Origin of the sequence: Pseudomonas sp. 58(2021), from assembly GCF_017491585.1 — a bacterium.
GTDB lineage: Bacteria > Pseudomonadota > Gammaproteobacteria > Pseudomonadales > Pseudomonadaceae > Aquipseudomonas > Aquipseudomonas fluorescens_BT.
Genome location: NZ_JAFGYZ010000025.1, coordinates 64,863 through 91,119 on the forward strand (window position 1 = coordinate 64,863; position 26,257 = coordinate 91,119).

General features: G+C 60.7%; 24 protein-coding genes. 11 read left to right on the forward strand and 13 right to left on the reverse strand.

Features of this window, described 5'->3' with window-relative positions; translation table 11 throughout:
* Positions 1-89 precede the first annotated feature (89 nt).
* Both J5M72_RS24340 and J5M72_RS24345 read left to right on the forward strand, forming a co-directional pair.
* Positions 90-869 carry an N-acetylmuramoyl-L-alanine amidase gene (locus J5M72_RS24340; protein WP_169428250.1) on the forward strand — a complete coding sequence of 260 codons (780 nt, stop codon included), beginning with the start codon at positions 90-92 and terminating at the stop codon, positions 867-869.
* Positions 870-941: 72 nt separating this feature from the next.
* A complete protein-coding gene (locus J5M72_RS24345; protein WP_169428249.1) occupies positions 942-2,558 on the forward strand; it encodes an EAL domain-containing protein in 1,617 nt (538 codons plus the stop codon).
* On the opposite strand, the gene J5M72_RS24350 is transcribed toward J5M72_RS24345, so the two are convergent.
* Together J5M72_RS24350 and algB are read right to left on the reverse strand one after the other, a co-directional pair.
* A complete protein-coding gene (locus tag J5M72_RS24350) occupies positions 2,555-4,345 on the reverse strand; it encodes a KinB sensor domain-containing domain (protein WP_207867345.1) in 1,791 nt (596 codons plus the stop codon). The two genes, J5M72_RS24345 and J5M72_RS24350, sit on opposite strands and share 4 nt — an antisense overlap.
* A 10-nt stretch (positions 4,346-4,355) precedes the next feature.
* Complete coding sequence (gene algB, locus J5M72_RS24355) at positions 4,356-5,702, reverse strand: sigma-54-dependent response regulator transcription factor AlgB (protein ID WP_025112294.1); 1,347 nt, start codon at positions 5,700-5,702, stop codon at positions 4,356-4,358.
* Between the two features lie 427 nt (positions 5,703-6,129).
* Between algB and J5M72_RS24360 the strand changes: the two genes are divergently transcribed.
* The 5 genes from J5M72_RS24360 to J5M72_RS24380 all read left to right on the forward strand — a co-directional run bounded on the left by J5M72_RS24360 (position 6,130) and on the right by J5M72_RS24380 (position 10,473).
* Positions 6,130-6,414 carry a hypothetical protein gene (locus J5M72_RS24360; protein WP_207867347.1) on the forward strand — a complete coding sequence of 95 codons (285 nt, stop codon included), beginning with the start codon at positions 6,130-6,132 and terminating at the stop codon, positions 6,412-6,414.
* Between the two features lie 67 nt (positions 6,415-6,481).
* The gene (locus tag J5M72_RS24365) at positions 6,482-6,646 is read left to right on the forward strand and encodes a DUF1328 domain-containing protein (RefSeq protein ID WP_003177151.1); all 165 of its coding nucleotides are present in this window, start codon (positions 6,482-6,484) and stop codon (positions 6,644-6,646) included.
* Positions 6,647-6,648: 2 nt separating this feature from the next.
* Positions 6,649-7,113: an inhibitor of vertebrate lysozyme family protein gene (locus tag J5M72_RS24370; protein WP_207867349.1), complete on the forward strand. Its 465-nt coding sequence runs from the start codon at positions 6,649-6,651 to the stop codon at positions 7,111-7,113.
* Between the two features lie 696 nt (positions 7,114-7,809).
* Positions 7,810-9,141 (forward strand): glutamate/aspartate:proton symporter GltP, encoded by a 1,332-nt coding sequence (gene gltP, locus J5M72_RS24375; protein WP_064379587.1) that lies wholly within the window; start codon positions 7,810-7,812, stop codon positions 9,139-9,141.
* Between the two features lie 102 nt (positions 9,142-9,243).
* The gene (locus J5M72_RS24380) at positions 9,244-10,473 is read left to right on the forward strand and encodes a spore maturation protein (RefSeq protein ID WP_169428245.1); all 1,230 of its coding nucleotides are present in this window, start codon (positions 9,244-9,246) and stop codon (positions 10,471-10,473) included.
* A 3-nt stretch (positions 10,474-10,476) separates the two neighbouring features.
* Here the strand turns inward: J5M72_RS24380 and J5M72_RS24385 are convergent, their stop codons facing one another.
* From J5M72_RS24385 to J5M72_RS24425, 9 genes are all read right to left on the reverse strand, one after another.
* Positions 10,477-11,103: an ABC-type transport auxiliary lipoprotein family protein gene (locus J5M72_RS24385; protein WP_169428244.1), complete on the reverse strand. Its 627-nt coding sequence runs from the start codon at positions 11,101-11,103 to the stop codon at positions 10,477-10,479.
* Complete coding sequence (locus J5M72_RS24390; RefSeq protein WP_169428243.1) at positions 11,100-12,038, reverse strand: MlaD family protein; 939 nt, start codon at positions 12,036-12,038, stop codon at positions 11,100-11,102. The genes J5M72_RS24385 and J5M72_RS24390 overlap by 4 nt, the downstream gene beginning before the upstream one ends.
* 1 nt (position 12,039) lies before the next feature.
* The gene (locus tag J5M72_RS24395) at positions 12,040-12,825 is read right to left on the reverse strand and encodes an ATP-binding cassette domain-containing protein (protein WP_207867369.1); all 786 of its coding nucleotides are present in this window, start codon (positions 12,823-12,825) and stop codon (positions 12,040-12,042) included.
* Between the two features lie 14 nt (positions 12,826-12,839).
* Positions 12,840-13,988 carry an ABC transporter permease gene (locus J5M72_RS24400; protein WP_169428241.1) on the reverse strand — a complete coding sequence of 383 codons (1,149 nt, stop codon included), beginning with the start codon at positions 13,986-13,988 and terminating at the stop codon, positions 12,840-12,842.
* 55 nt (positions 13,989-14,043) lie between these two features.
* Complete coding sequence (locus J5M72_RS24405) at positions 14,044-15,072, reverse strand: DUF5924 family protein (RefSeq protein WP_169428240.1); 1,029 nt, start codon at positions 15,070-15,072, stop codon at positions 14,044-14,046.
* A 76-nt stretch (positions 15,073-15,148) separates the two neighbouring features.
* Complete coding sequence (locus tag J5M72_RS24410; RefSeq protein WP_207867351.1) at positions 15,149-16,540, reverse strand: insulinase family protein; 1,392 nt, start codon at positions 16,538-16,540, stop codon at positions 15,149-15,151.
* Positions 16,541-16,709: 169 nt separating this feature from the next.
* Positions 16,710-18,368: a Na/Pi cotransporter family protein gene (locus J5M72_RS24415; RefSeq protein WP_207867353.1), complete on the reverse strand. Its 1,659-nt coding sequence runs from the start codon at positions 18,366-18,368 to the stop codon at positions 16,710-16,712.
* Between the two features lie 215 nt (positions 18,369-18,583).
* Positions 18,584-19,351 carry a TerC family protein gene (locus J5M72_RS24420; RefSeq protein ID WP_169428237.1) on the reverse strand — a complete coding sequence of 256 codons (768 nt, stop codon included), beginning with the start codon at positions 19,349-19,351 and terminating at the stop codon, positions 18,584-18,586.
* 70 nt (positions 19,352-19,421) lie between these two features.
* On the reverse strand, positions 19,422-20,729 hold the full coding sequence (locus J5M72_RS24425; protein ID WP_169428236.1) for a CitMHS family transporter: 1,308 nt from the start codon (positions 20,727-20,729) through the stop codon (positions 19,422-19,424).
* A 322-nt stretch (positions 20,730-21,051) separates the two neighbouring features.
* Between J5M72_RS24425 and J5M72_RS24430 the strand changes: the two genes are divergently transcribed.
* Positions 21,052-21,453: a GFA family protein gene (locus J5M72_RS24430; RefSeq protein WP_207867354.1), complete on the forward strand. Its 402-nt coding sequence runs from the start codon at positions 21,052-21,054 to the stop codon at positions 21,451-21,453.
* Here J5M72_RS24430 and J5M72_RS24435 read toward each other — a convergent pair whose 3' ends face one another.
* Positions 21,454-21,780, reverse strand: coding sequence for a DOPA 4,5-dioxygenase family protein (locus J5M72_RS24435; protein WP_207867356.1), 327 nt, complete (start codon positions 21,778-21,780; stop codon positions 21,454-21,456).
* 84 nt (positions 21,781-21,864) lie between these two features.
* Between J5M72_RS24435 and J5M72_RS24440 the strand changes: the two genes are divergently transcribed.
* The gene (locus J5M72_RS24440) at positions 21,865-22,524 is read left to right on the forward strand and encodes an NAD(P)H-binding protein (RefSeq protein WP_207867358.1); all 660 of its coding nucleotides are present in this window, start codon (positions 21,865-21,867) and stop codon (positions 22,522-22,524) included.
* Between the two features lie 4 nt (positions 22,525-22,528).
* On the opposite strand, the gene J5M72_RS24445 is transcribed toward J5M72_RS24440, so the two are convergent.
* On the reverse strand, positions 22,529-23,479 hold the full coding sequence (locus J5M72_RS24445; RefSeq protein WP_207867360.1) for a LysR family transcriptional regulator: 951 nt from the start codon (positions 23,477-23,479) through the stop codon (positions 22,529-22,531).
* Positions 23,480-23,593: 114 nt separating this feature from the next.
* On the opposite strand from J5M72_RS24445, the gene betC reads away from it, so the two are divergent.
* Together betC and choX are read left to right on the forward strand one after the other, a co-directional pair.
* Complete coding sequence (gene betC / locus J5M72_RS24450) at positions 23,594-25,108, forward strand: choline-sulfatase (protein ID WP_207867362.1); 1,515 nt, start codon at positions 23,594-23,596, stop codon at positions 25,106-25,108.
* A 16-nt stretch (positions 25,109-25,124) separates the two neighbouring features.
* Positions 25,125-26,042 carry a choline ABC transporter substrate-binding protein gene (gene choX, locus J5M72_RS24455; RefSeq protein WP_169428231.1) on the forward strand — a complete coding sequence of 306 codons (918 nt, stop codon included), beginning with the start codon at positions 25,125-25,127 and terminating at the stop codon, positions 26,040-26,042.
* Positions 26,043-26,257 lie beyond the last annotated feature (215 nt).

Below are 26,257 nucleotides of genomic sequence, written 5' to 3' on the forward strand. Positions count from 1 at the left end.
TTGTTCCATTTCATTTAAATCAGCCCTTTTGCCGTTCGCATGCAAGTCAGTACGTTACACTGTTGCATTACTGACTGACGTGTACTGCCATGAAATTCCTTGCCCTCATCGCATCGCTGCTCATTCTGTCCGGTTGTGCCAGCGGACCGCGCTACGACACCAGCCATCCTTCTGCCAATCACGACAGCCGCGCGCAATTCGTGATCGTGCATTACACCTCCGCCTCCCTTGAGCGTTCACTGCAACTACTGACCCACGGTGAAGTCAGCAGCCACTACCTGATCGGCGATGACAGGAACGGCACGATCTACAAGCTGATGGACGAAAACCTCCGTGCCTGGCATGCCGGCGAAAGCGAATGGCAAGGCCGTACCTGGCTGAACTCAAGCTCCATCGGCATCGAAATCGTCAACCCAGGCTTCAAGGACACGCCGACCGGACGCGTGTGGTATCCATACAGTGAGGCCCAGGTACAGTCGCTGATCGTGCTGCTCCGGGACATCAGCAAACGCAACGGGATCAGCCCGGATCACATCATCGGTCACAGCGATATCGCACCGCTGCGCAAGCTTGATCCGGGCCCATTGTTCCCGTGGAAGCGCCTGGCTGCCGAAGGCCTTGGCTTGTGGCCCGATGAGCAGGCGGTAGCCCGTCAGCAAGTTCGTTTCGACGTCGAGTTGCCGAGCATCAGCTGGTTCCAGACACAACTGGCACGCCTGGGCTACGCGACGCCGCAGAACGGCGAACTGGATGTGGCAACCCGTCATGTTCTCGCAGCCTTTCAGATGCACTTCCGCCCTTCCCGCTTCGACGGTATGCCGGACGCGCAAACCGCAGCGTTGCTGCTGGTGTTGAATCAGACAAAATAATGACGCCCGCCCGACGGTCAGGGCGAAAAGGCAATCAGCAGCTATAACTCATTGGTAACTCTTCGGATATCCATGATGGTTGCCACCCGAGAGACACTGCGCAGCTGGTTTTATCGTCCGTGGTTTCTGGCGATGCTGGCGGCTGTCCTCAGCGCAGGCCTGCTGATCACTGGCGGGTTGTTCGTGGCTATGCACCAGGTCGAACAGAGCGAAAGCCAGGAAATGAACGCCCAGGGTGAGCGCTTCCTGGCCCGCCTGGAGCAGTTGTTCGGCCAGTTGCGTGAAAGCCTCGACGACCTCGAGGCCCAGCCCCTGCGCAGCTGCGACGACGAGATGATCGCTACATTGCAGCAGGTGACCTTCAACTATCGCTTTGTCTATGAAGCGGCCTACATGGATGCTTCGCGCATCTGCTCGAACCGTCCGCGCCAGGAAGGCCTGTCAGTCGTCCGTCCGCCGGACATCAAGGGCCCGACCTACAGCTATTGGCTGAACACCACCACCGAACCCGACGAAAACCGCGCGGCGCTGATGCTCGGACGCGGCAACTTTCGTGTGGCCACCTCTCGCGGGCATTTGACCGACATGGTCGACCTGTCCCCCGACAGCAGCCTGCTGGTGGTGCTGGATCACGGGACCCGGGCGATTCCGGTGCTCGGCGTGCCACAGGCCTGGCCGCCGACTGAACCGTGGCCGCCGCAATCCACCGACGCGCTGCAGGTCACTCAGACCCGTCTCATCTATCGCATGCCGACCGACAATCCGGAATATCAATTGGTATTGATCACACCGCGTACCGGCATGCATATCCCGCAATTGTGGTGGTGGATGGTGCCGTTCTGTGTGGTGCTGGGTGCATTGGTGGGGGTGGTGGTGTTCTGGGTCGTGCGCCAGCGCCAGTCACTGGACGCCGAACTGCACGGAGCCATTCGCCGGGGCGAACTGCAGGTTTTGTATCAACCGATCTTCGATCTCGACAGCCGCAACTGCGTCGGCGCCGAAGCCCTGCTGCGCTGGCGCCGGCCGGATGGCACGCTGACCAGTCCCGATCTGTTCATCCCGATGGCGGAAAACACCGGGCAGATTCGCCAGATGACAGACTTCGTCCTCCAGCGCCTGTTGGAGCAACTGGGCCAACTGCTGCGGGCCAATCCGCAGTTGTATATCTCAGTGAATCTGGCGGCATGCGATGTGATGGTGCCGCGCATCGGCCAGGTCATGGCGCGGCTGCTGAGCCTGCATCGGGTGGCGGCGCGGCAAATCGCATTTGAAGTGACCGAGCGCGGCCTGATCGATGTAGTGGTGGCCCGGGAAAACCTGCAAGCGTTGCGCGATGTGGGCCACCAAGTGCTGATCGACGATTTCGGCACCGGCTATTGCAGCCTCGCCTACCTGCAGACCCTGCCGGTGGACTGCCTGAAAATCGACAAGGCCTTCATCGACGCCCTAGGCCATGACGCGGCCAGCAGCGGTGTCGCGCCGCACATCATTCACATGGCTCAGGCACTGGATCTGAAAGTGATCGCCGAGGGTATCGAATATGAATCCCAGGCGGCGCTGCTCAGCAGCGAAGGCGTGAAGTTCGGTCAGGGCTGGCTGTTCGCCCATGCCTTGAGCGCCGTGCAATTCATTGAGCTGATCACCCGAGGACGACGGCTCGCCGGCCGCCGGATGGACGACGAAGCCTAGACTGCCAGCGCCATGTAGAACTGCGTGCCCTGCCCCGGCCGCGAATAGACGCCCATCCGCCCGCCATGCAGCTGGACAATTTCCTTGCACAATGCCAGTCCGAGCCCGGCGCCACCCTTCTTGCGCCCGACCTGTACGAAAGGTTCGAAAATCCGGCCCTGCTGGCCGTAGGCAATACCTTCACCATTGTCCTCGACACTGATGATCACCCGCTCGCCGTGGCGGCGCGCCTGCAAGCGGATCTGCCCGTCGCGGGCGGTGTGGCGCAAGGCGTTGTCGATCAGGTTGTCCAGGACTCGATCCAACTGGGCCTGATCGGCCTGCAAACGTGGCAAAGGGCTCTGCACCTCGACATTCAACGCCACCCCCTTCTGCGCCGCCGCATCGGCAAAACGCAATTGCGCCTGGGCCAGCAAATCCTCGATGGAACACGGCGCCAGCGTGAGTTTCTGCAGGCCGCTCTGGTAGCGCGAAAAATTCAGCAGATCATTGATCAACTGCATCAAGCGCTGCATCTCTTCGTTGACGGTATCGAGCAGATCGGACTCACGGGACTCCGCCGGGAACTTTGCCCGCTCACGAAACAGCCCGAACGCCATGTGCATGCCGGTCACCGGCGTACGCAGTTCGTGGGAAGCACGCAGCACGAATTCGCTGCGCACCCGCTCGAACGCGCGCTGTTCGGTGACATCGTGCAGCACCATCACCGCGCCGAGAATATGGCCCTGGGTATGGCTGACCGGGGTAAGGCTGTAAGTCAGCAGCCGGGATTCGCCATCGACCTCGACGCTCAAGTCTTCCGGTGCGCGCTCAAGGGTGCCGCCGCGCAATACCAGTTGCAGTTGTGCATCCAGTTCCGGACGCTGCAAGGCGCTGCCCAGTCCCTGGCCGAAACGGTCACTGTCCCAGCCCAGTTGTCGCTGTGCCACCGGGTTCAAGTGCTCAAGGTGCCCCTGACGGTCGATCATCAGCAGACCGTCGTCGATGCTGTCGAGCACCGCCTGCAAGCGCTGCTGGCCGGCCAGCAGTTCGTCGACATTGGTCGCCTGATGCTCGCGAAGGGCTTCGGCCATCAACCCGAAGCGCCGGGTCAGCAGATTGATTTCCATGGCCGAGGACACCGGCAGGGTTACTTCGAAATTGCCTTGGCCGATGTTGTCTGCCGCTTTCGCCAGGGCTTCGATCGGAGCCCCAAACCGGCGGGCAATCCCCTGGGCGGTGATGAAACCGATGATCAACACCGCCAGCCCCACCAGCCCGAGCAGGCCGGCAATCAGCAAGGCCCGGTCGCGGGCGGCGTGTTGTACGGAGTTGATGTTATCCAGCGCGTGCTTGTGCTCGGCGATCAACCCGTTGCGCAGGGTGTTGAAGCGCTCGCGCAGATCGCCACTGCCACTCAGGGCTGCAGCAGGGTCGCGGGAAACATCGAACGCCTGGAGGAAATTCAGATAATCCGCCTTGGCCTGACTGAACCCGTACTGGCGTCCATCGTCTTTCTGTTCCTGGGCGATGCCTTCGTCGAGCAGTTCGAAGTAATGCTGCTTGGACGCTTCGAAGGCCACCGGATCGGGCTTCTCGGCCAGCATCATGATCAGTTGATCGCCCAAGGTCTGACGCAGCTTGAGCCCCAGATCGAGGGTGACGAAATTGTTGCGGATCAATGCCTCCTGAGTACCGGCCATTTGCATCACGCTGACCAGCCCGAGCATCAGCCCGAGCAAGGCCACGGTGATCAGCGCGGAAATGCTCAGGAACAAGCGGGTCCGCAACTTCATCGCCAGTTTCATCGGCGCACGCTCACAGGTTGTACTGCTTGCGCTTGCGATACAGGGTCGAGGCATCGATCCCGAGAGTCTTGGCAGCCTGGTCGAGGGTGCCGGCGGTCGCCAGCACCGCGCCGATGTGAGCCTTCTCGAGCTCATCGAGACTCAGGGCCGCGCCAACCCGCGGGGCATTGTTGGCCGGCTGTTCAGCCATGCCGAGGTGGCTGATCTCTACACGCTCCTGCGGACAAATGATGCTCGCCCGCTCGACCACGTTGCGCAGCTCACGGATGTTGCCTGGCCAGCGGTAACCCAACAGCGCTTCCCGGGCCTCGTCGCTGAAGCCGCGGGCGGGACGGGCATATTCCTTCACGAAGCGGGCCAGGAAGCGGTCGGCCAGGGTCAGGATGTCTTCGGCCCGCTCGCGCAATGGAGGCAAATGCAGGGTGATGACGTTCAGGCGATACAGCAGGTCTTCTCGGAAACGACCGTCGCGCACCATGTCTTCAAGGTTGAGGTTGGTCGCCGCGAGAATGCGTACATCGGCGCGGCGGGTGACCGGATCCCCTACCCGCTCGTATTCCTTGTCCTGGATGAAACGCAGCAACTTGGGTTGCAACGTCAGAGGAAAATCGCCGATCTCGTCGAGAAAAAGCGTACCGCCATCTGCCTGGTTGACCCGGCCCAGGGTGCTTTCGCTGGCCCCGGTGAACGCACCGCGACTGTGACCGAACAACTCGCTTTCCATCAGTTCAGCAGTCAGCGACGGGCAATTGATGGTGACGCAGGATTTCTTCTCGCGCTTGCTCCAGCCGTGAATGGCCCGGGCCAATTCACCTTTACCGGTGCCGGACTCGCCGAGGATCAGGATATTGGCGTCGGTACTCGCCACTTGCCGCGCCGTTTCCAGAACGACTTTCATCGCCGGGCTGTGGGAATCGAGTCCGTCCTTGGGTTTGCGAATCTCGCCTTCGAGGGCTTCCAGACGCGCAGACAACTGGCGTACTTCAAGCTGCTTGGCGGTGGCCAGGCGCAACTGGTCAGGGCTGCAGGGTTTGACCAGGTAGTCGGCGGCACCGGCCTGAATGGCATCGACCGCTGTATCGACAGCCGAATGGGCGGTGACGATCACCACCCGCATCCATGGCGCCTGAATGCGCATCTGCGCCAGCACGTCGAGACCGTTGTCTTCGCCGAGGCGCAGATCAAGGAAGCACAGATCGAACACCTGACGCTGCAACAGCGCATCGGCCTGGGCCGCGCTGTTGGCGGTGGCAACCGTATAGCCTTCGTCTTCGAGGCAATAACGGAAGGTTCGCAGGATGGCGGATTCATCATCCACCAGCAGAATGCGGCCTTGATGCTCAGTGGCTGATTCCATTTTTCCTACGCTCCATAAGTGAATGTCTTGGGTTAGTCCCGGAAAAATCGGGCAAGTTGCATGGTTGATTCTGATCGATTCCAGTCATAGCAGGGTAGCTCTCTCCTGCTCTAACGGCTAATTAGCTGATTTTGTTGATTTTTTTCCAAATCGACGCTTTTCAGGCATTTGCCTGCTTATGTTTCTGACATCCACACCCTGCTCTCAATTCAAAAAGAATGATTTCTCCTACGAAACATTCGTGCATTTCGCACGACCGTGGATGACCCATCGTGCAGGATGCGTCGTCATAAATTTTCATACCACTAATAACTATCTGATTTTATTGAATTTTTTTAAACAAAAAAGCTGGCATGCCGGCTGCAATACCTCTCTCAGCCCGGGCAGATAAGCACTGCCCTAACCCAATAAGAGTGAGGAACCCAGGATGACTCGCCAACGTGCCGCCCAACTGCGTATCTCGCCCCTGCATCTTCAGCAGGGCCTGTTTGGCGCACTCGCGCTGTTGATCACCCTGCTCGCCTGCCAGCAGTACCTGCGCTGGGAACAGAGTCAGCACCCTGAACCCCTGATTTCGATGCAACACGCGACGCAGACACACTTCAGCGCCGTCAGCAGCAGCCACGCCGAAAGCGGCGCAATGCGCATGATGGATGTCGACCAGCCTCAGCCGCTGGGCGACATGCCGCGTGAAGAACGCTGGGTTTTCTGATCCACGAATCTGGGCGCCGCTGCGCCGAGACCGGCAACATCCCTAAATAGAAACAAGGAGAATCACCATGTTGAGCTGGGCAATCACATTCCTGATCATTGCCATCATCGCTGCGGTACTGGGCTTCGGTGGTATCGCGGGCACCGCCACGGGTATCGCCAAGATTCTCTTTGTCGTATTCCTGGTGATGTTCATCGCCTCCTTCTTCTTCGGCCGTCGCGGCCGAGGTTGACCATGAGTGCTCTAAAGACACTGGCAGCCGCCCTGCTTCTGGGCGGCAGTGCCATGGCGATGGCGGCCAATGATGGCCAGACGCGGGTCAACGAACTGTTGAGTTCAGACCCGCAATACAGGGAGACCTGGGAAGGCGTGGTGAAGAAGGAAGAACGCCTGCCGGAATGGGTGATGAACCTCTCCGGTACGCCAGACCAACAGATGAATGCCGTCACTGAAGATGGCGACAAGTACCTGGTCGGGCCGCTCTGCGAATCGCAGGACAAGTGCCTCAACCACCGCTTGATCGTCGCGTTCAGCTTCGACAAGAAACACGCTTACGCCATGCTCGTCGATGTGCCTGAAGGACTGCCGGCCGACAAGTCGCCAACGCGACATGCCACCTACCGCTTCCTCGGCAAACCCGATCAGGGCATGCAGGATCTGTTGATGGAAACGCTCAAGAAAGATCCGAACTGGTATTGAACATGAGGGCAGCTGAAAGGCTGTCCTCCATTGCACCCGCCCGAGGAAGGCCGGTGCATGACCAGGGGGCCGGGACGTTCTGACTGTTGCAGGGTCGGAGTGACCTACGGGTACAGGGAGTGCCTGCGATGAGGGCCGGGTCAGGGTAAAAGCTGCGACGCAAGTTCGCCAACCGGAACGGTTCGACGGACTTGCGCTGAGCTTTCAACGTGACAAAACGTTGATCCAGAGCGTTCAGCTCGTCGTTTTATCGCTCACACTGCGTGCGAAAGCATTTCGCGGTGTTTCCTGGCGACCGTATATCTAGAAAGAGTCGATCGAGTAAGTCGGACATTTAGTTTCCGTACGTAGGCTTTTTCCTAAATTTTTCGACGAAATCACTCGTTCAAAAAATAACCAACCTACGCTGTAATGGCCGGTTCACGGCACTTATGCCTGCCGAAATGTCGTATTCGAACCGGTTGGGACGCCAGTTTCATTTAAAAAAGCTCATGCCGATTCGGTATAGGGTAGGCGTTTACGGCATTAGACGGCGCAACCCCGCATGGGAATAGTTGCGCCTTTTTTCGCCTGCCGGAGAGCCGTAAACACGCGCTTCGGGGCACCTTATACGGAGGCAGATGCACAGACTTTTCCGCCAAGAGCGTTCCAGTTCCTGCATGTGCCTTGAGTCAAACGCAAGTAAGGGTAAAGAATATGAAGAAGGCAAAGCTTAGCCTCGCCTGGCAGATCCTCATCGGTCTGGTATTGGGGATTGCAATCGGTGCGTTGCTCAACCATTTCAGTGCCGAGAAGGCCTGGTGGATCAGCAACGTCCTGCAACCGGCAGGCGATATCTTTATCCGTCTGATCAAGATGATCGTGATCCCGATCGTCATCTCTTCCCTGATCGTCGGCATCGCCGGCGTGGGCGACGCCAAGAAGCTCGGGCGTATCGGCCTCAAGACCATCATCTACTTCGAAATCGTCACCACCATCGCCATTGTCGTCGGCCTGCTGCTGGCCAACCTGTTCCATCCGGGTGCCGGCATCGACATGAGCACTCTGGGCACCGTGGACATCTCCAAGTACCAGGCGACCGCCGCCGAAGTACAGCATGAACACGCGTTCATCGAGACCATCCTCAACCTGATCCCGTCGAACATCTTCGCGGCCATGGCCCGCGGCGAGATGCTGCCGATCATCTTCTTCTCCGTGCTGTTCGGTCTCGGTCTGTCGAGCCTGCAGTCGGACCTGCGCGAGCCGCTGGTGAAGATGTTCCAGGGCGTCTCGGAAAGCATGTTCAAAGTCACCCACATGATCATGAACTACGCCCCGATCGGCGTGTTCGCCCTGATCGCGGTGACCGTGGCCAACTTCGGTTTCGCCTCGCTGCTGCCACTGGCCAAGCTGGTGATCCTGGTTTACGTCGCCATCGCCTTCTTCGCCTTCGTGATTCTGGGTCTGATCGCCAAGATGTTCGGCTTCTCGGTGATCAAGCTGATGCGCATCTTCAAGGATGAGCTGGTCCTGGCTTACTCCACCGCTTCTTCGGAAACCGTGCTGCCACGCGTCATCGAGAAGATGGAAGCCTACGGGGCACCGAAAGCCATCTGCAGCTTCGTGGTGCCGACCGGTTACTCGTTCAACCTCGACGGTTCGACCCTGTACCAGTCCATCGCGGCGATCTTCATTGCCCAGCTTTACGGCATCGACCTGTCGATCAGCCAGCAACTGCTGCTGGTTCTGACCCTGATGGTCACCTCCAAAGGCATCGCCGGCGTACCGGGTGTGTCCTTCGTGGTACTGCTGGCCACCCTGGGCAGCGTGGGCATTCCGCTGGAAGGCCTGGCCTTCATCGCCGGTGTCGACCGTGTGATGGACATGGCGCGTACCGCCCTGAACGTGATCGGCAACGCCCTCGCCGTACTGGTCATCGCCCGTTGGGAAGGCATGTACGACGACGCCAAGGGCCAGCGCTACTGGAACTCGCTGCCGCACTGGCGCAGCAAGGAAAAACTGCCGGCCGGCGAGATTTCCAAGAACTGATCGTCGCCCCTGTGCAACCCTGACAAACCCCGGAGAAATCCGGGGTTTGTCGTTTCTGGCGACCCCGCTATCATTCGCCGCATCTTCCGGGGGATTTGACTGATGCTTAATGGCCTGTGGCTTGGCTTCTTCATCGTGGCAGCCGTTTCGGCGCTGGGGCAATGGCTGATCGGTGGCAACGCCGGGATTTTCGCGGCGATGGTGGAAAGCATTTTTGCCATGGCCAAGCTGTCGGTCGAGGTCATGGTGCTGCTGTTCGGCACGCTGACCCTGTGGCTGGGCTTCCTGCGCATCGCCGAGAAGGCCGGGATCGTCGAATGGCTGGCCAAAGCGCTAGGCCCGCTGTTCCTGCGGCTGATGCCGGAAGTGCCGGCGGGGCACCCGGCCATCGGCCTGATCACCCTCAACTTTGCCGCCAACGGCCTGGGCCTGGACAACGCCGCCACGCCGATCGGCCTCAAGGCCATGAAAGCGCTGCAGGAGCTCAACCCCAGTTCCACCATCGCCAGTAACGCGCAGATCCTGTTTCTGGTGCTCAACGCGTCATCCCTGACCCTGTTGCCGGTAACGATCTTCATGTACCGCGCCCAGCAAGGCGCGCCGGACCCGACGCTGGTGTTCCTGCCAATCCTTTTGGCCACCAGTTGCTCGACCATCGTCGGCTTCCTGTCGGTGGCGCTCATGCAGCGCCTGCGGGTCTGGGACCCGGTGGTGCTGGCCTACCTGATTCCCGGCGCGCTGATTCTCGGCGGCTTCATGGCGTTGCTCGCGACAATGTCGGCCACCGCGCTGGCGGGGCTGTCGTCGATCCTCGGCAACCTGACGCTGTTCGGTCTGATCATGTTGTTCCTGGTGATCGGCGCCTTGCGCAAGGTGAAGGTCTACGAGGCGTTCGTCGAAGGTGCGAAGGAAGGTTTCGACGTCGCCAAGAATCTGCTGCCGTATCTGGTGGCGATGCTTTGCGCCATCGGCGTGTTGCGCGCATCAGGCGCTTTGGATTTCGGGCTCGACGGCATCCGTCATCTGGTGCAGTGGGCCGGCTGGGACACGCGCTTTGTCGATGCGCTGCCGACCGCGATGGTCAAACCGTTCTCGGGCAGCGCCGCCCGGGCGATGCTGATCGAAACCATGAAGACCTCGGGCGTGGACAGCTTCCCGGCGCTGGTCGCGGCGACGATCCAGGGCAGCACCGAAACCACGTTCTACGTACTGGCGGTGTACTTCGGCGCCGTGGGCATCCAGCGCGCCCGGCATGCCGTGGGTTGCGCGCTGCTGGCCGAACTCGCGGGCGTGCTCGGCGCTATTGGCGTCTGCTACTGGTTCTTCGGTTAAGGCTCAAGGCCGGGCAGGTGGGGCAACTTTCTGCCCTTGCTCCACCGCCCACGCCACCACCTTCGCGGTGAGCCGATCACTGGCCTGACCAAACCCGGCAACCACCGCCGGGACTTTCACATCATTGAGCGGCTGACGCTCTTCGAAGCGGCGACTGGCGAGAATCCGCTGGTCATAACCGCGCACCAGCAATGCATCCACCCGCACCACCACGCTGGCCTGCGGGCCCTGATACTCGGTCTGAAACGCCTGCAGGCTACCGCCCAGTTCCAGGTCCGCCTGGAAGTTGCTGTCATCGGTGCTCAACAGCGATACCCGGCCATCGCGCTGGAAGCCATCGAGCAACCGGTTACGCACCAGTACCGGTGCCGGATCGCTCCAGCGCGAGGCCTTATAAGTGCTGATCACATCACCCTGAGGAATCACCGCGATGCCCGGCCGGTTCAGCGCTTCGCTGGCCTGCAGTTTGTTCAGGCGCAGCGACCAGTGCTGTGTCGCCGCCGAACTGGCCGAGGCGGGCGCCTGTGCCGCCGGCAGGCGATAGACATCCGACGGTTCGGACTTGGGCAGGATCGAACACGCGCTGATCAGCGTGAAGCCGGCGAGGAGGGCGAGGTGAGTCAGCTTCATGGCGTGAACTCCTTGTTCTTGTCACTGCCCAGCAGGTAACCACTGGGGTTGGCCTCCAGGCGTTGGGAAATGGCGCGCAGCGAATTCAGGGTTTCACGCAGTTCGCGGATCGCCGGGGCCAGACCGTTGAGACCCTGCATGCCGCTGTCGAGGGAATTCTGATTCTTGCTGAGCAGGCCGTTGATGGTGACGCTGCTTTGCTCCAGGGATTTCATCGCCTGTTCGGCACTGCCCAGCGCCTGTTTGCCCTGATCGTTGAGCAGGCCGTTGGCGTTGCGCATCAGCGCAGACGTCTGTTCGAGCATGTTGCCCGCCTGTTTGCCGACCGTCGCCAGTTGCTGCATGGCCTGACGCAGGTCACCGCGCTGATCGTTGATCGAACCGGTGGTCTGTTCCAGGTGTTCGAGGGTTTTGCTGACGCGCTCGATGTTGTCGGCGGAGAACATCTGATTGGCATTACTGAGCAACGTCGTGACCCCGCTCATCAAATCGTTGCTGTCACTGAGCAGCCTCGAGATGGGCGAGGGCGAGGCGACGATGGTCGGCAGATTGCCGTCATGGCCCTTGAGTTTCGGGCTTTGCGGCGTACCCCCGCTGAGCTGGATGATCGAAGTGCCGGTGATCCCGGCCAGAGCGAGTTTGGCCTCGGTGTCTTCCTTGACCGGCGTGTCGCCCGCCAGACGAATCCGTGCCAGCACCCGACGCGGGTCTTTCGGGTCGAGGCGCAGGCTGACCACATCGCCGACCTTGATCCCGCTGTACTGCACCGGGCTGCCCCGGGACAGGCCGCTGACCGCCTCGTTGAAGACGATTTCGTAATCCTTGAACTCGGTGTCGACACTGGACTTGGCCAGCCACAGACCGAAGAGCAGGGCGCCCGCCACCACAATCACCGTGAACAGGCCGATCAACACATGATGGGCTCGGGTTTCCATGTCAGACCTCGTTGAGCAGTTTGGCGGCGTCAAGCGCCGAGCGGCCGCGAGGGCCGTGGAAATATTCGTGAATCCACGCGTCGTCGGTTTCCGAGACCACGTCGATGGGGCCTGCCACCAGCACTTTCTTCTGCGCCAGCACCGCCACCCGGTCGGTGATGGTGTAGAGCGTGTCGAGGTCGTGGGTTACCAGAAACACGCTCAGGCCCAGCGCATCGCGCAGCGTCAGGATCAATTGGTCGAACTGCGCCGCGCCAATCGGATCGAGGCCGGCAGTGGGTTCGTCGAGAAACAGGATGTCCGGGTCCAGCGCCAGCGCCCGTGCCAGGGCCGCGCGTTTGATCATGCCGCCGGACAGCGAGGCGGGATACTTGTCCGCCGCCGACAGCGGCAGCCCGGCCAGCGCCAGCTTCACCGCCGCCAGATGCTCTGCGTCGTCGCGACTGAGGCCGGCGTGTTCGATCAGGGGCAGGGCGACGTTCTCGGTTACGGTCAGCGATGAAAACAGCGCGCCTTTCTGAAACAGCACACCGAAACGCCGCTCGATCAGCGAACGCTCATGTTCCGGCAGGCTCGGCAGGTTCTGGCCGAATACTTTGACCATGCCTTCACTGGGCTGGCGCAGGCCGACGATGCTGCGCAACAACACCGACTTGCCGCTGCCGGAGCCGCCGACCACGGCCAGGATCTCGCCTTTGTACAAGTCCAGGTCGAGGTTCTCGTGCACGCTCTGGCGGCCGAAGCGATTACACAGGCCACGGACTTCGATCACCGCCTCGGAGGGCATGCGGGGTAGACGACTCACCAACCCATCTCCATGAAGAACAACGCGGCGACCGCATCGAGCACGATCACCACGAAAATCGATTGCACCACACTGGAGGTGGTGTGGGCGCCGACCGATTCGGCGCTGCCGCTGACCTTGAAGCCTTCCAGACAGCCAATGGCGGCAATCAGGAACGCAAAGATCGGGGCTTTGACCAGGCCAACCAGGAAATGTTGAATCCCTATATCGCTTTGCAGCAGCGACAGGAACATCGCCGGCGAGATATCCAGCGACACCGCGCAGACCACCGCGCCGCCGATGATCCCGCAGATCATCGCCAGAAAGGTCAGCATCGGCAGCGCCACCAGCAAAGCCAGCACCCGCGGCACCACCAGCAATTCCATGGGGTCGAGGCCGAGGGTGCGGATGGCGTCGATTTCCTCGTTGGCCTTCATCGAGCCGATCTGCGCGGTAAAGGCACTGGCGGTACGGCCGGCCATCAGGATCGCCGTGAGCAACACGCCGAATTCGCGCAGGAAGGCAAAGCCCACCAGGTCCACGGTGAACACGCTGGCGCCGAAACTGGCCAGCACCGTCGCGCCGAGAAACGCCACCACGGCGCCCACCAGAAAGGTCAGCAACGCCACGATAGGTGCAGCGTCGAGGCCCGTCTGTTCGATGTGCGCAATCATCGGCGTGATCCGCCAGCGCTTGGGGCGAAACAGGCTTCGGGCGATGGTCTCAAGAATCAGGCCGACGAAGCCGAGCAGTTGCAGGGTGTCTTGCCACACCGTGTCGACGGCCCGGCCGATGCGGGTCAGCAATTGCACGCTGACGCTGATTTCCGGTTCCTTGACCGGCACGCAGAAGTCGGTCAGCGAGCGATAGACGGTTTGCAGCAACGCGCGGTCGGCCGTGGAAATCGTGCAATCGGGGTGTTCGGCGGATTGGCCCAGACGCTCGGAGCCGAGCAGTTCCACCAGCAGCGAGGCGCCAGCGGTGTCCAGGGCGCCGAGGCCGTTGAGGTCGATGGGGGTGCTGGCGTCGTACTGACCGCGGAGCGTTTCGCTCAGGTGCTTGAGCTCGGCGTAATGAGCAAGCGTCCAGTCCCCGGTGACCCGCAGGCGGGCAGGGCTGATCGAGGTGTCCAGACGGGCATTACCGGTCATCGAGCTGCTGGTCATAAGCTCCGTGCTTGTTCGGCTAAATTCGCGAACCTACGTAATAGCACGAACCGGATTACTTTTCTTTGGTCGGTGTGCTGTCCGTGACTTCGAAGCGCAGCACGCCGATCACCTGGTCGTCCTCGGTCAGCACCCGCACCTGCCAGTCACCCACCGGGTTGCCGGGGAAAACCTGCTTGTGGGTCCACGCCCGATAGCCTTCCTTGCGCCCGCCGTGGATGTCGAGGGCGATCCGGTCGACCTCTTTGCCGTTGAACTGCCACACATGGTAGATCCGCTCATCGAGCCCGCGCGGTGCGTTGATCGCGGTATAGGCGTAAAGCCCGCCGTTGCGGATCTGCTCGGCACTGACTTGCTCCAGGCTGGCGCCGGGGACGCGATCCTGCACCTGGGTGCTGATCGCCACGTCGGTCATCCACAGCGTTGCCGGCGGCACCCACGAACGCAGCACCCAGCCGACGCCGCCGATACCGATGGTGATGCTGAGGATCGCGAGCGCGTTGCGCACGGTGCGGATCGGGAAGATCGACGCCAGACTCGGGAACGACAGCACCACGGCAGTCCCCAGCGCCCACTTGAAACTCTGCGAGGTGGTCAGGTGCATGATCACCGGCAGCGCGGTGAGCAGGGCAGCGAACAGCGTCAGGGTATGCAACGCCAGGAACGCCCAGCGCCGCGGCGCCAGCCATTTGTAGTAGAGCGGGTCGACGATCGAGATCAGCGCGGCGATGCAGAGCAGACCGGTGAACACCAGTTGGCCGCTGTTCCAGGTGGTGGTGATGAAGAAGAACGGCAGGACGAAAAACAGGCTTTCCTGGTGGATCATCTGCGTCGCATAACGCAGCAGCGGCTGGGGGATTTCCCGTTTGAAAACTCGGGTGAACAGCTCGGTCAGGCTGTTTTCCAGCATCAGCCAGATCCAACTCAGCAGCATGATCGTGGTGATCCAGCTCGCCAGCCCCTGTTGCCGGTCGACCAGGATGAAACTGCCGACTCCGGAGATGAAACCGCCGAGCGCAATGACCCCGGGATAGCGCTTCATCAGTTCGAGGATGCGCTGGATCAGGAGGGTCAATTTGGGCATTTGGGCGATTCACGACAGTCGAAGAAAAAAACCTCGACAGAGTACCGCCCGCCGGGGGCTGTGGCGAGGCTGTCGATCAGTCTGAATGCACGGACTGGCGTCTATGCAGGCGCCAGCCGAGCAGGATCAGTAACACGGCGCCCAATCCGCCGCCGATCAGCCAAACCACCTGATCGTCACTGAGCAGCGGCTTCTCGATCCGCAGATACCCCGGCTGCAACAGCAACTCGCGCATGGCCTTGTTCGCCGCGTCCAGCGTGACCCCTTGCAGTTCCCTGGCGGGATCGGCGAAGCGGCCATCTTCGTAGTCGCCCAGCGCGCTCCAGTAATAGTCGGCCATGCCGCTGTTGCCCTGCACGGCCCAGGCCTGGTGGGCGATGGCTGCTTGCTTGATACGGTTGAACGTGTCGGCATCGAGACCGTTTTTCCGCAGGTCCGCCTTGAGGCCTTCCAGCACCTGTTCGGCTTCGGCGATATCGCCGCGATCCAGGTCGGCGTTGAGGCTCATGAAGCCAACGCCGCCGAACACCTCGCGCTCGGCCCAGGGCCCGTAGGACAAACCGTGGTTCAGGCGCAATTGGCGGTACAGCGCCCACTCCAGATATTCCTTGAGCAGATCGAACGTCTGGTCGTACTGATCGTCCAGCACCGGCTCCGGCACCAGCCAGTGCAGCTTGGCGCTGTTACCGACGAAGCCGCGTGTGATCGTGCGTTCGTGGGCGGCGCTGGCACGGATGTCCGGCAACGGACGGTGTTCACTCGGGTCGACCGCTTCAAGTGCGCCCCAGGCCCGCTCCAGATAGGCCGGCAGCAACTTGTCGAGGTCGCCGACGACGATCAGGGTCATATTGTTTGGCGCGTACCAGGCTTTGCGCACCTTATCCAGCTGTTCACGGGTCAGGCCATCGACTTCGGCCCGTTGCGAGCACTTCAAGCCCAGCTCTACCGCCAGTTGATTGCTCGCGCTGTGGCCCAGGTCCTGACGATCGAGAAAGCGCCGCAGGCGGGTGTAATGGCCGCCATCCTCGCGCTCGACCACTCGTTTGGCGGCGTTGATCGCGTTGTCGTCGAAACGGGTCTGGGTCAGCAGATCCAGCAACAGATCGAGCACCTTGCGCTGGTTTTTCGCCGGGGCTTCGATGACGAACGTGGTGTCGGCGTTGCTGGTGAAGGCGTTCCAGTCACCGCCCAGGGCCTGCATGCGCTCTTCGAGGCCGCCTTCGCCGGTGGCGTCTATGCCGCTGAACAACAAATGTTCGAGCAGGTGCGGCAGCTCCTTTTCATTGCAGGCGAAATCATCGAGACCGACACCGATCACCAGCCGGATTGCCACATGTCCACGCTCGGTGCCGGGCTTGAGCAGCAATTGCAAACCGTTGGGCAGCGCATAGCCTTCGACCTGAAAACGATCCAGGGCGAAGGCGGGCAGGGCACCGAGCAACAGGCAAGCGAACAACAGGCAACGCATAACAAGCTTCCATACGGCTGAATTGGAGATCCGTGTCGTCAGACAGATCGCTTTCGCCAGCAAGCTCGCTCCCACAAGGGAATACGTTTCAAATGTGGGAGCGAGCTTGCTCGCGAAGGCATCCTTGAGACTGAACGCTGAGTTACTGACTGACCACAACCCCAGACGTTCAAGGCGAATGCGTGATGTCCGCCATATCGTCCGCCGCCAGCGCGCCGGTATCGGAGGTTTCCAGCACCGCATAGGCGCTGCTGCAGAACAGCGAATTCAATCGTTTCATGTCGGCAATCAACTCAAGGTGCAGCGAACTGGTCTCGATACTTTGCACGATCTTGCGTTGCAAACGGCTGACATGGGCATGGGCCAGACGGCGCTCCTGGGCGCGGAAGCGACGTTTCTCACGCAACAACTGCCGAGCACTTTCCTTGTCGCCACTGAGAAACACCGACAAGCCCAGCCGCAGGTTGGCAATCAACTGACTGTGCAGCCCGGCCAGTTCCTCCAGCCCGTCTTCGGAAAATGACCGGCGCTGCGAGGTCTTCTGCTGCTGGATCTTGCGCAACATGCGTTCGATCAGATCGCTGGCAAGCTTGAGGTTGATCGCCAGTTCAATGATTTCCGCCCAGCGCCGACTGTCCTGCTCGCCGAGATCCTCCCGAGGCATCTGCGCCAGGTACAGCTTGATCGCGCTGTAAAGTGCTTCGACGTCATCGGTCAGTTTGCGCACTTCCTGGGTGACGGCGGTCTGCTTGCCACGCAACACATCCTGTGTGGCGTCCAGCAGGTTGTCGATCAGATCACCCATGCGCAGGGTTTCCCGGGCAGCGTTGGCCAGCGCCAGGCTGGGCGTGACCAGGGCGGTCAGGTCGAGGTGACGCGGTTTTGCGGTGCCGTTGACCTCCGGACGCTCCGGCAACAGCCAGGCGCACAGCCGCGCCATGGGGGCGACCGTCGGCAGCAGGATCAGGCAGCGCGCAGTGTTGTAGAGCAGATGGAAGCCGATGACCATTTCCTGCGGGCTGTAATCGAGGCTGTCGATCCAGTGCACCAGCGGATCTAGCACCGGGATGATCAGCAGCAGCCCGATCAGCTTGTACAACAGGCTGCCCAGCGCGACCTGACGGCCGGCGGCGTTTTGCATGCTGGTGCTCATGAATGCCAGCACACCGCTGCCGATGTTGGCACCGATCACCAGACCGAGCGCCACCGGCAGGCTGATGACATTGGCACCGGCCAGGGTCGCTGTCAGTAGCACTGCGGCCAGGCTGGAGTAGGAAATCATCGCGAACAACGCGCCGACCAGAGCGTCGAGGAGAATGTCGCCGGTCAGCGAGGCGAAAATCACCTTCACACCCTTGGCATGAGTGATCGGCCCGGCAGCTTCGACGATCAATTGCAGCGCCAGAATGATCAGCCCCAGCCCGATGGCCACACGGCCCATCTGCCCCAGCCGAGTCTGTTTGCGCGACAGAAAGAAAATCACCCCGAGGAAAATCAGCAGCGGCGACAGCCACGACAGATCGAACGTCAGCACCCGCGCCATCAGCGCGGTACCGACGTCGGCGCCGAGCATGGTAGTCAGGGCCGGGGTCAGCACCATCAGGCCCTGACCGACAAAGGACGTCACGAGCATGGCGGTGGCGTTGCTGCTCTGCACCATCGCGGTGACGACGATACCGGCGACAAAGGCCAGCCAGCGCCTGGACATGTTCTGACCGATCACGTGGCGCAGATTGGTGCCGTACACCCGCAGGATGCCGGTTCGGACAATGTGCGTGCCCCAGATCAGCAGAGCCACGGCAGAGAGCAGATTGAGCAGGGTTAGCATGCAGACCCCCTGTAGTAGCAGCGCCCCAGTGGGGCAAGTGGACGGCACCGCGCGGTTTCTACGTTTTTAATACTTAAGCTGTAGTTGGCTAACGGTCTCGGCGCCAGCATTGCACAGCTAAAGCGTGGATTGAAACAAAAGTGTCATGAAAACAGGTTCATGCAGCCATGAAAAAAGGGCCCGAAGGCCCTTTGATCTTTTGCGCAGCGTTCGAGTCACTGACCCGGAATATCCTTGCGCAGTTTTACCGGATCCTGCTGTTTCTTCTTTTTCGCGATGGCGGTGCGCATCTTGATGTTGATCGCTTCGACCGCCAGCGAGAACGCCATGGCGAAGTAGACGTAGCCTTTGGGAACGTGCACGTCGAACGATTCGGCAATCAGCACGGTACCGACCACCAGCAGGAACGACAGCGCGAGCATTTTCAGCGACGGGTGCTTGTCGATGAACTCGCTGATCTTGCCCGAGGCCGCCATCATCACCAGCACCGCCACGATGATCGCCGCGACCATCACCGGTACGTGGGACACCATGCCGACGGCGGTGATCACCGAGTCCAGCGAGAACACGATGTCGATGATCGCGATCTGGATGATGGTGTAGAGGAAATTGCCGCCTTTGCCCGAAGGCTCGTCGCCGGTTTCATCCTCACCTTCAAGCGCGTGGTACATCTCCTGGGAGCTTTTCCACAGCAGGAACAGGCCACCGAAGAACAGGATCAGGTCACGCCCGGAAATGCCCTGACCGAATACTACGAACAGGTCGGCGGTGAGGCGCATGACCCAAGTGATCGACAGCAGCAACAGGATCCGCGTGATCATGGCCAGGCCAAGACCGAAGATCCGGGTGCGCTGTTGCATGTGTTTGGGCATGCGGCTGACCAGGATCGAAATCATGATGATGTTATCGATGCCCAGGACGATCTCCAGGGCGGTCAGGGTGAAGAAGGCAACCCAGATCTCAGGGTTGGTCAGCCATTCCATGTGTATTCCTTTGAGCGTGTGTTAAACCAGGACGCCAGCAAGCAGCTGGCGTTCTGGTGAGTTGATGCCGTTACAAAGTGCTGAACAGCGGGAAAGTCCCCAACAGCAAGGCTGCGACCAGTATGCACAGGCAGACCAGCACTGCCCACTTCAGGGTGAAACGTTGGTGATCGCCGAACTCGATCCCGGCCAGTGCGACCAGCAGATACGTCGACGGCACCAGTGGGCTCAGCAGGTGAACCGGCTGGCCGACAATCGAGGCACGGGCCATTTCCACTGCGGTGATGCCGTAATGGCTGGCCGCTTCCGACAGTACCGGCAACACACCGTAGTAGAACGCGTCGTTCGACATGAAGAACGTGAACGGCATGCTCACCAGCGCCGTGATCACCGCCAGGTACGGGCCGAGGAAATCAGGGATCACTGCCAGCAGGCTTTTCGACATGGCATCGACCATGCCGGTGCCCGACAGGATACCGGTGAAGATGCCCGCCGCGAAGATCAGACTGACCACCGACAGCACACTGCCGGCGTGAGCCGCGACGCGGTCTTTCTGCTGTTGCAGGCAAGGGTAGTTGACGATCATTGCAATACTGAACGCCACCATGAACAGCACCGGCAGCGGCAGCAGGCCGGCGATCAGGGTGCACATCAGCGCCAGGGTCAGCAGGCCGTTGAACCAGATCAGCTTCGGACGACGGGCATCCGGGAACTGCGACACGCTGATTTCGCTGTGATCGATCTCGTCGCCGATCAGGTGCAGCTCACCCAGACGCGCACGTTCACGTTTGCCGTAGAAGTAGGCAATGATCAGGATCGCGATCACACCGGCACCCATGGCCGGGATCATCGGTACAAAGATGTCCGACGGGTCCACGTGCAGCGCACTGGCGGCACGGGCGGTCGGGCCGCCCCAGGGGGTCATGTTCATCACGCCGCCGGCGAGGATGATCAGGCCCGCCATGATCCGAGGGCTCATGCCGATGCGGCTGTACAGCGGCAGCATGGCGGCCACGCAGATCATGTAAGTGGTCGCGCCGTCACCATCGAGGGAAACGACGAGCGCCAGTACGGCGGTGCCGACCGAAACTTTCAGCGGGTCGCCCTTGACCAGTTTGAGGATCTTGCGCACGGCCGGATCGAACAGGCCGGAGTCGATCATCAGGGCGAAATACAGAATGGCGAACATCAGCATCACGCCGGTCGGCGCAAGCTTGGTAATACCTTCGAGCATCATCGGGCCGATCTTCGGCGCGAAACCACCGAACAGGGCGAACAGGATCGGGATGATGATCAGAGCGATCAGCGCAGACAGGCGCTTGGTCATGATCAGGAACATGAACGTGATGACCATGGCAAAGCCAAGGAAAGTCAGCATGGGAATACTCCAGGCGTAGTGCGGCTAGGGAATGGGCGGATCGGGCGGGATCAGCGCAGAACGGGAAGCACGAGACGTACGGGCGGAGTTGCAGCGAGGAGGCGGGTTACAGAGGACATCAGAATCACCATTGTTGTTGTTAATAGGGCCTGACGTGCAAGCAATCACACGCGTGGCCAACCGGTCTGTTGCCGGTAGTGGCGGCGATCCTAATGGGGCAACCTTTCAGCCAGCTTTCGCGGATGAAAGCTTCGATGCGAACGGCCAACCGGCCGTCGGATGCGGCTAGAGTCAATGAACACGGGAACGGGAGAGTGGGGCGATGGGTGAATTGCACAGCGGTGGCTGCCATTGCGGACATATCCGCTATCAGTTCAGTGGGACATTGCACGACATTGCCCACTGCCATTGTTCGATTTGTCGGCGGGTCAGCGGCGGTATCGTCACCACCTGGATCACGCTGCCGGTGGCGAATTTCCAGTGGCTGGCCGGGACGCCTTCGCGCTACGACTCGTCAACCAGTTGCGCACGGTTCTTCTGCCCGAACTGCGGCGCGCAACTGGCGCTGGTGACGTTGCTCAGTCCCGAAAGTATCGATCTGACGGTCGCCACCCTCGATCACCCGGAGCAGGCCGCTGCGCAGCGGCACATCTGGACTGACAGCCAATTGCCGTGGCTGCACCTGGATGAGCATTTGCCGGGGGAGCCCGAAGAAACACTCTGATCAGAAAACAGACAGATCCAGCGGCCGCACAGCGCCCATCCAGATCGCGTGCTCGGTGTGGTCAAGCAAATCATCACCGGTATCCGGGTGCAGGAACACCACCAACCCCTTGCGATTGAGCGCCAGCCACGGCAGCACGTCGCCGATCAGTTCCGGCCCGAAGGCCAGCTGGCAGCTCCAGTCCGGGTGCGGGCCGACCGGACGCTCGTGCACACGGCCCATCTTCAACGGGAATAATTGCGCGGCCTGCTCACACAGCGCCCGCGCCTGTTCAATGGTGCTGGCATCGAAATAAACATGGGCGTGATAGCCCTTGATCGTCTGCATCGCAAACCCTCTGAATCGGTTCGAACCCTCGGCGTTGCCCGTATGTCACACGCCATACAAGGGAAAACAAACGGGACCTCAGCCATGAAAAATGCCGAAACCCCGGCGGTGAAAGTGGTGCTCTATGGTGCCATGAGTAGCCTGGGCAGTGCGTTGATGGCTGAACTGCTGCGTCGCCAGCATGAAGTCATCGCCATCCTCGACGATTTGACGGCGCTCGCGCCACGGCCGGGACTGCGTACCAAAAGCGGCGACCTGCTCGATGCCGAGCGGGTCAATCAGAGCGTGGCTGGCAGTTCGGCGGTGATCTGCCTGCTCAATGCGCCGGGCCTGCCGCTGAGCAGCGATCACATTGAGAAATCCGTGGTGCTGGGGCCGGTGGAACAGGTGCTGGCGGTGGATGCGCTGATCGACGGGCTGCAGGCAGCGAACGTCTCGCGGCTGTTTGTCATCGGCGAATTCGAAGCCCTGGACGATCCGGAAAACGCCGACCCGCTGCAACGCCACGCCGCCGAAGAAGTGCGCGAAGCCCTGCAAAGCAGCCCGCTGCACTGGACGTTGGTGAATGCACCGCGCAGCGTGGCTGGGCTGACGATCGAGCACTTCAGCCAGGTTGGCCGCACGCTTGAACCGGGTCTGGCTGAACCGCTGGAGCGGCTGAATCGGGTGGCGGTGGGCATCGCCGATGAGCTGCGGCTGAATTTGCATCTGCGCCAGCACGTGGATTTTGTTGCTGCTTGCTGATCCGTTACACCGCAATCGACGGCAGCGGCAGCCCGGCCAGGGATTCGGCGCTGCTGGCCTGTTCGGCCATCAGCCAATCCACGAACGTCTGAATCAACGCGCCCCGGCGTTTGCGCTGCGGCAACACCACGTAATAACCGAGGCGCGACAGGGTGGTTTCGGCAATCGGTCGGCACAACAAACCCTGGGTGAGCAAGTTATCCACAAGGTGGCGCCAGCCGATGGCTACACCCTGACCGCCAATCGCTGCTTGAATCAGCAAGGTGTAATTGTCGAAGCGCAACTGGCCCGGGGCCGGCGGCGTACTGATGTTCAGCGCGCGGAACAGACCGCTCCAGTCGAACCAGTTGCTGCTGTTTTCCCCGCGAAGGTGCAGCAGTGGAAACTCCAGCAACGCTGGGGCCGGCAAGGGCAGAGCGCGATCCCTGAGCAATTGCGGACTGCACACCGGAAATACTTCTTCGCTGAATAACCAGTGACTTTCGCCCTGTTTGAAGCGACCGTCGCCGAACAGCACGGCAACATCGATATCCGTGCGCAGCATGTTGTGATTGCGCTCGCTGGTCACCAGGCTGACGTCGACCTGTGGATAAGCTTCATGGAAACGGTGCAGGCGCGGCATCAGCCAGTACGCGGCGAAGGCAAAATCGGTGGCGACCTGCAGCACTTCATGTTGCTGTTGTGCGCTGATCGCGCTCAATCCTGCGTCGATGTTCTGTAAACCGAGGGTGACTTGCTCAAAAAGAATCGAACCGACCTCAGTCAGCCCGATACCTCGATAGATCCGGTCGAACAGCCGCGTTCCGAGCTGTTCCTCCAGCCGTTTGATCTGCTGGCTGATGGCCGGTTGCGTCGTGCCGAGCTCCACCGCTGCAGCGGTAAAACTGCGATGACGGGCCGCAGCCTCGAAGGCACGCAGCAGGTCCAGCGACAAATCACCGAGGGCTTCATACATAAGCTGTGCTTATCCTAGTCATTGTCCGGCGCGGGCTTTACGGGATATTGCGTGGAATCCATGCTCATTCACAGCAATGTCGCATAAATATTCACTATGGAATGCCGCGATCACATGAAGCGCAAGAACATTCTCTTCATCATGGCCGATCAAATGGCCGCGCCAATGTTGCCGTTCTACGGTCCGTCGCCGATCAAACTGCCGAATCTCAGCCGCCTCGCCGAACAGGGCGTGGTGTTCGATGCCGCGTACTGCAACAGCCCGCTGTGCGCACCGTCGCGTTTCACCCTGGTCAGCGGCCAGTTGCCGAGCAAGATCGGCGCCTACGACAACGCCGCCGATTTCCCCGCCGACATTCCCACCTACGCCCATTACCTGCGCCGTCTCGGCTATCGCACCGCACTGTCGGGCAAGATGCATTTCTGCGGGCCGGATCAACTGCACGGCTACGAAGAACGCCTGACCAGCGACATCTACCCGGCCGACTACGGCTGGGCGGTTAACTGGGACGAACCCGATGTGCGGCCGAGCTGGTATCACAACATGTCTTCGGTGTTGCAGGCCGGGCCGTGCGTGCGCACCAACCAGCTCGACTTCGATGAAGAGGTGGTGTTCAAGGCTCAGCAATACCTGTTCGACCACATTCGCGAGGACGGCGACCAGCCGTTTTGCCTGACCGTATCGATGACTCACCCTCACGATCCGTACACGATTCCCAAGGCGTTCTGGGATTTGTACGACGATGCGGATATCCCGCTTCCGACGACGCCGGATCAACATTCCCTTGATCCGCATTCCCAGCGTTTGCTCAAGGTCTACGACCTCTGGGACAAGCCGCTCCCTGTGGATAAGATTCGCGATGCGCGCCGGGCGTATTTCGGCGCGTGCAGCTATATCGACACGAACGTCGGCAAACTCCTGCAAACCCTCGAAGATACCGGGCTGATCGATGACACCATCATCGTGTTCTCCGGCGACCATGGCGACATGCTTGGGGAAAAAGGCCTCTGGTACAAAATGCACTGGTTCGAAATGGCAGCGCGGGTACCCCTGTTGATAAGTGCCCCCGGGCAGTTCACTGCGGGCCGAGTCAGCGCCGCCGTGTCCACCGCCGACCTGTTGCCGACCTTGGTCGAACTGGCCGGCGGCAGCCTGGAACCGAACCTGCCGCTGGACGGTCGTTCGCTGGTCCCGCACCTGCACGGGCAGGGCGGTCATGACGAAGTGTTCGGCGAATACATGGCCGAAGGCACGATCAGCCCGTTGATGATGATCCGTCGCGGCGCGTACAAATTCATCTACAGCGAAAGCGACCCTTGCCTGCTCTTCGATGTGCACAACGATCCGCGTGAACTCGAAGAACTCAGCCAATCACCGCAACATCGTCAGCTGTTCGACGATTTTCTCGCCGAAGCACGGGCCAGATGGGACATTCCGACGATCCACCGCGAGGTGCTCGAAAGTCAGCGGCGCCGGCGCTTCGTTGCCGAGGCGCTGACGATCGGCAAGCTCAAGAGCTGGGATCACCAGCCGCTGGTGGACGCCAGTCAGCAGTACATGCGCAACCACATCGACCTCGATGACCTGGAGCGCAAGGCCCGTTATCCACAACCCTGCCAAAACCAATAACGTCAAGGGGAAGTCCATGGTCAAGTTATCCACAGTCGTGACAGTCAGCCTGCTGGCACTGGGCAGCGCATCCGCGTTCGCCGAGAGCTGCGACACGGTGAAAATGGCCGATCCCGGCTGGAGCGACATCGCCGCGACCAACGCCATCACCGGTTTTCTGCTGGATGGCATGGGCTACAAGGCCAAGATCGACACCCTCGCAGTGCCGATCACCTTCGGCGGCTTGAAGGATGGCCAGGTCGACGTATTCCTCGGCAACTGGATGCCGGCGCAGCAGGGCTTCTACGACAAGTTCGTCGCCACCGGCGATGTCACCCAACTGGCGAAGAATCTCGACGGCACCGAATTCACCCTGGCCGTGCCGGATTACGTGTGGGATGCGGGTGTGCATAACTTCGCCGACCTGAATAAGTACGCCGATAAATTCGAGAAGAAGATCTACGGCATCGGCTCCGGCGCACCGGCGAACATCTCGCTGCAAGAGATCATCAAGAAGAACGACTTCGACCTGGGCCAGTGGAAGCTGATCGAGTCCAGCGAACAGGCGATGCTGGCCGAAGTCTCGCGGGCGGTGAAGAAGCAGAAATTCGTCACCTTCCTCGGCTGGACCCCGCACCCGATGAACGTGCAGCTGAAAATGCATTACCTCAAGGGCGGCGAGAAGTACTTTGGCGACACCGGCAGCGTCTACACCCTGACCCGCAAGGGCTACGCCGAGGCCTGTCCGAATGTGGGTAAATTGCTGACCAATCTTTCGTTCACTCAGGAGATGGAGAACAGCATCATGGCCGAGGTGGTGAACAAGAAGGTCAGCAATGCCGATGCGGCGAAGACGTGGATCAAGGCGAACCCGGCGGTGTTGGACAAGTGGCTTGATGGCGTGAAGACGGTGGATGGCAAAGATGCATTGGCGGCGGTTAAAGCGAAGCTTTGATCGCGGTGTGCTGAAGGTCTGAGTTCGCTTTAGATCTTTTCCCCCCTCACCCCAACCCTCTCCCCCCCAAGGGGGGCGAGGGGGAAAGGGAGCTGACCGTCGTTGGTTTCAGAACCTGAGTTCGACTGAAGACTTTCAGGTCGATGGATTTCGAACAGACACCTCGGTCAGTCCCCTCTCCCTCCGGGCGGTCCGACGTTTCGGGAGGGTTAGGG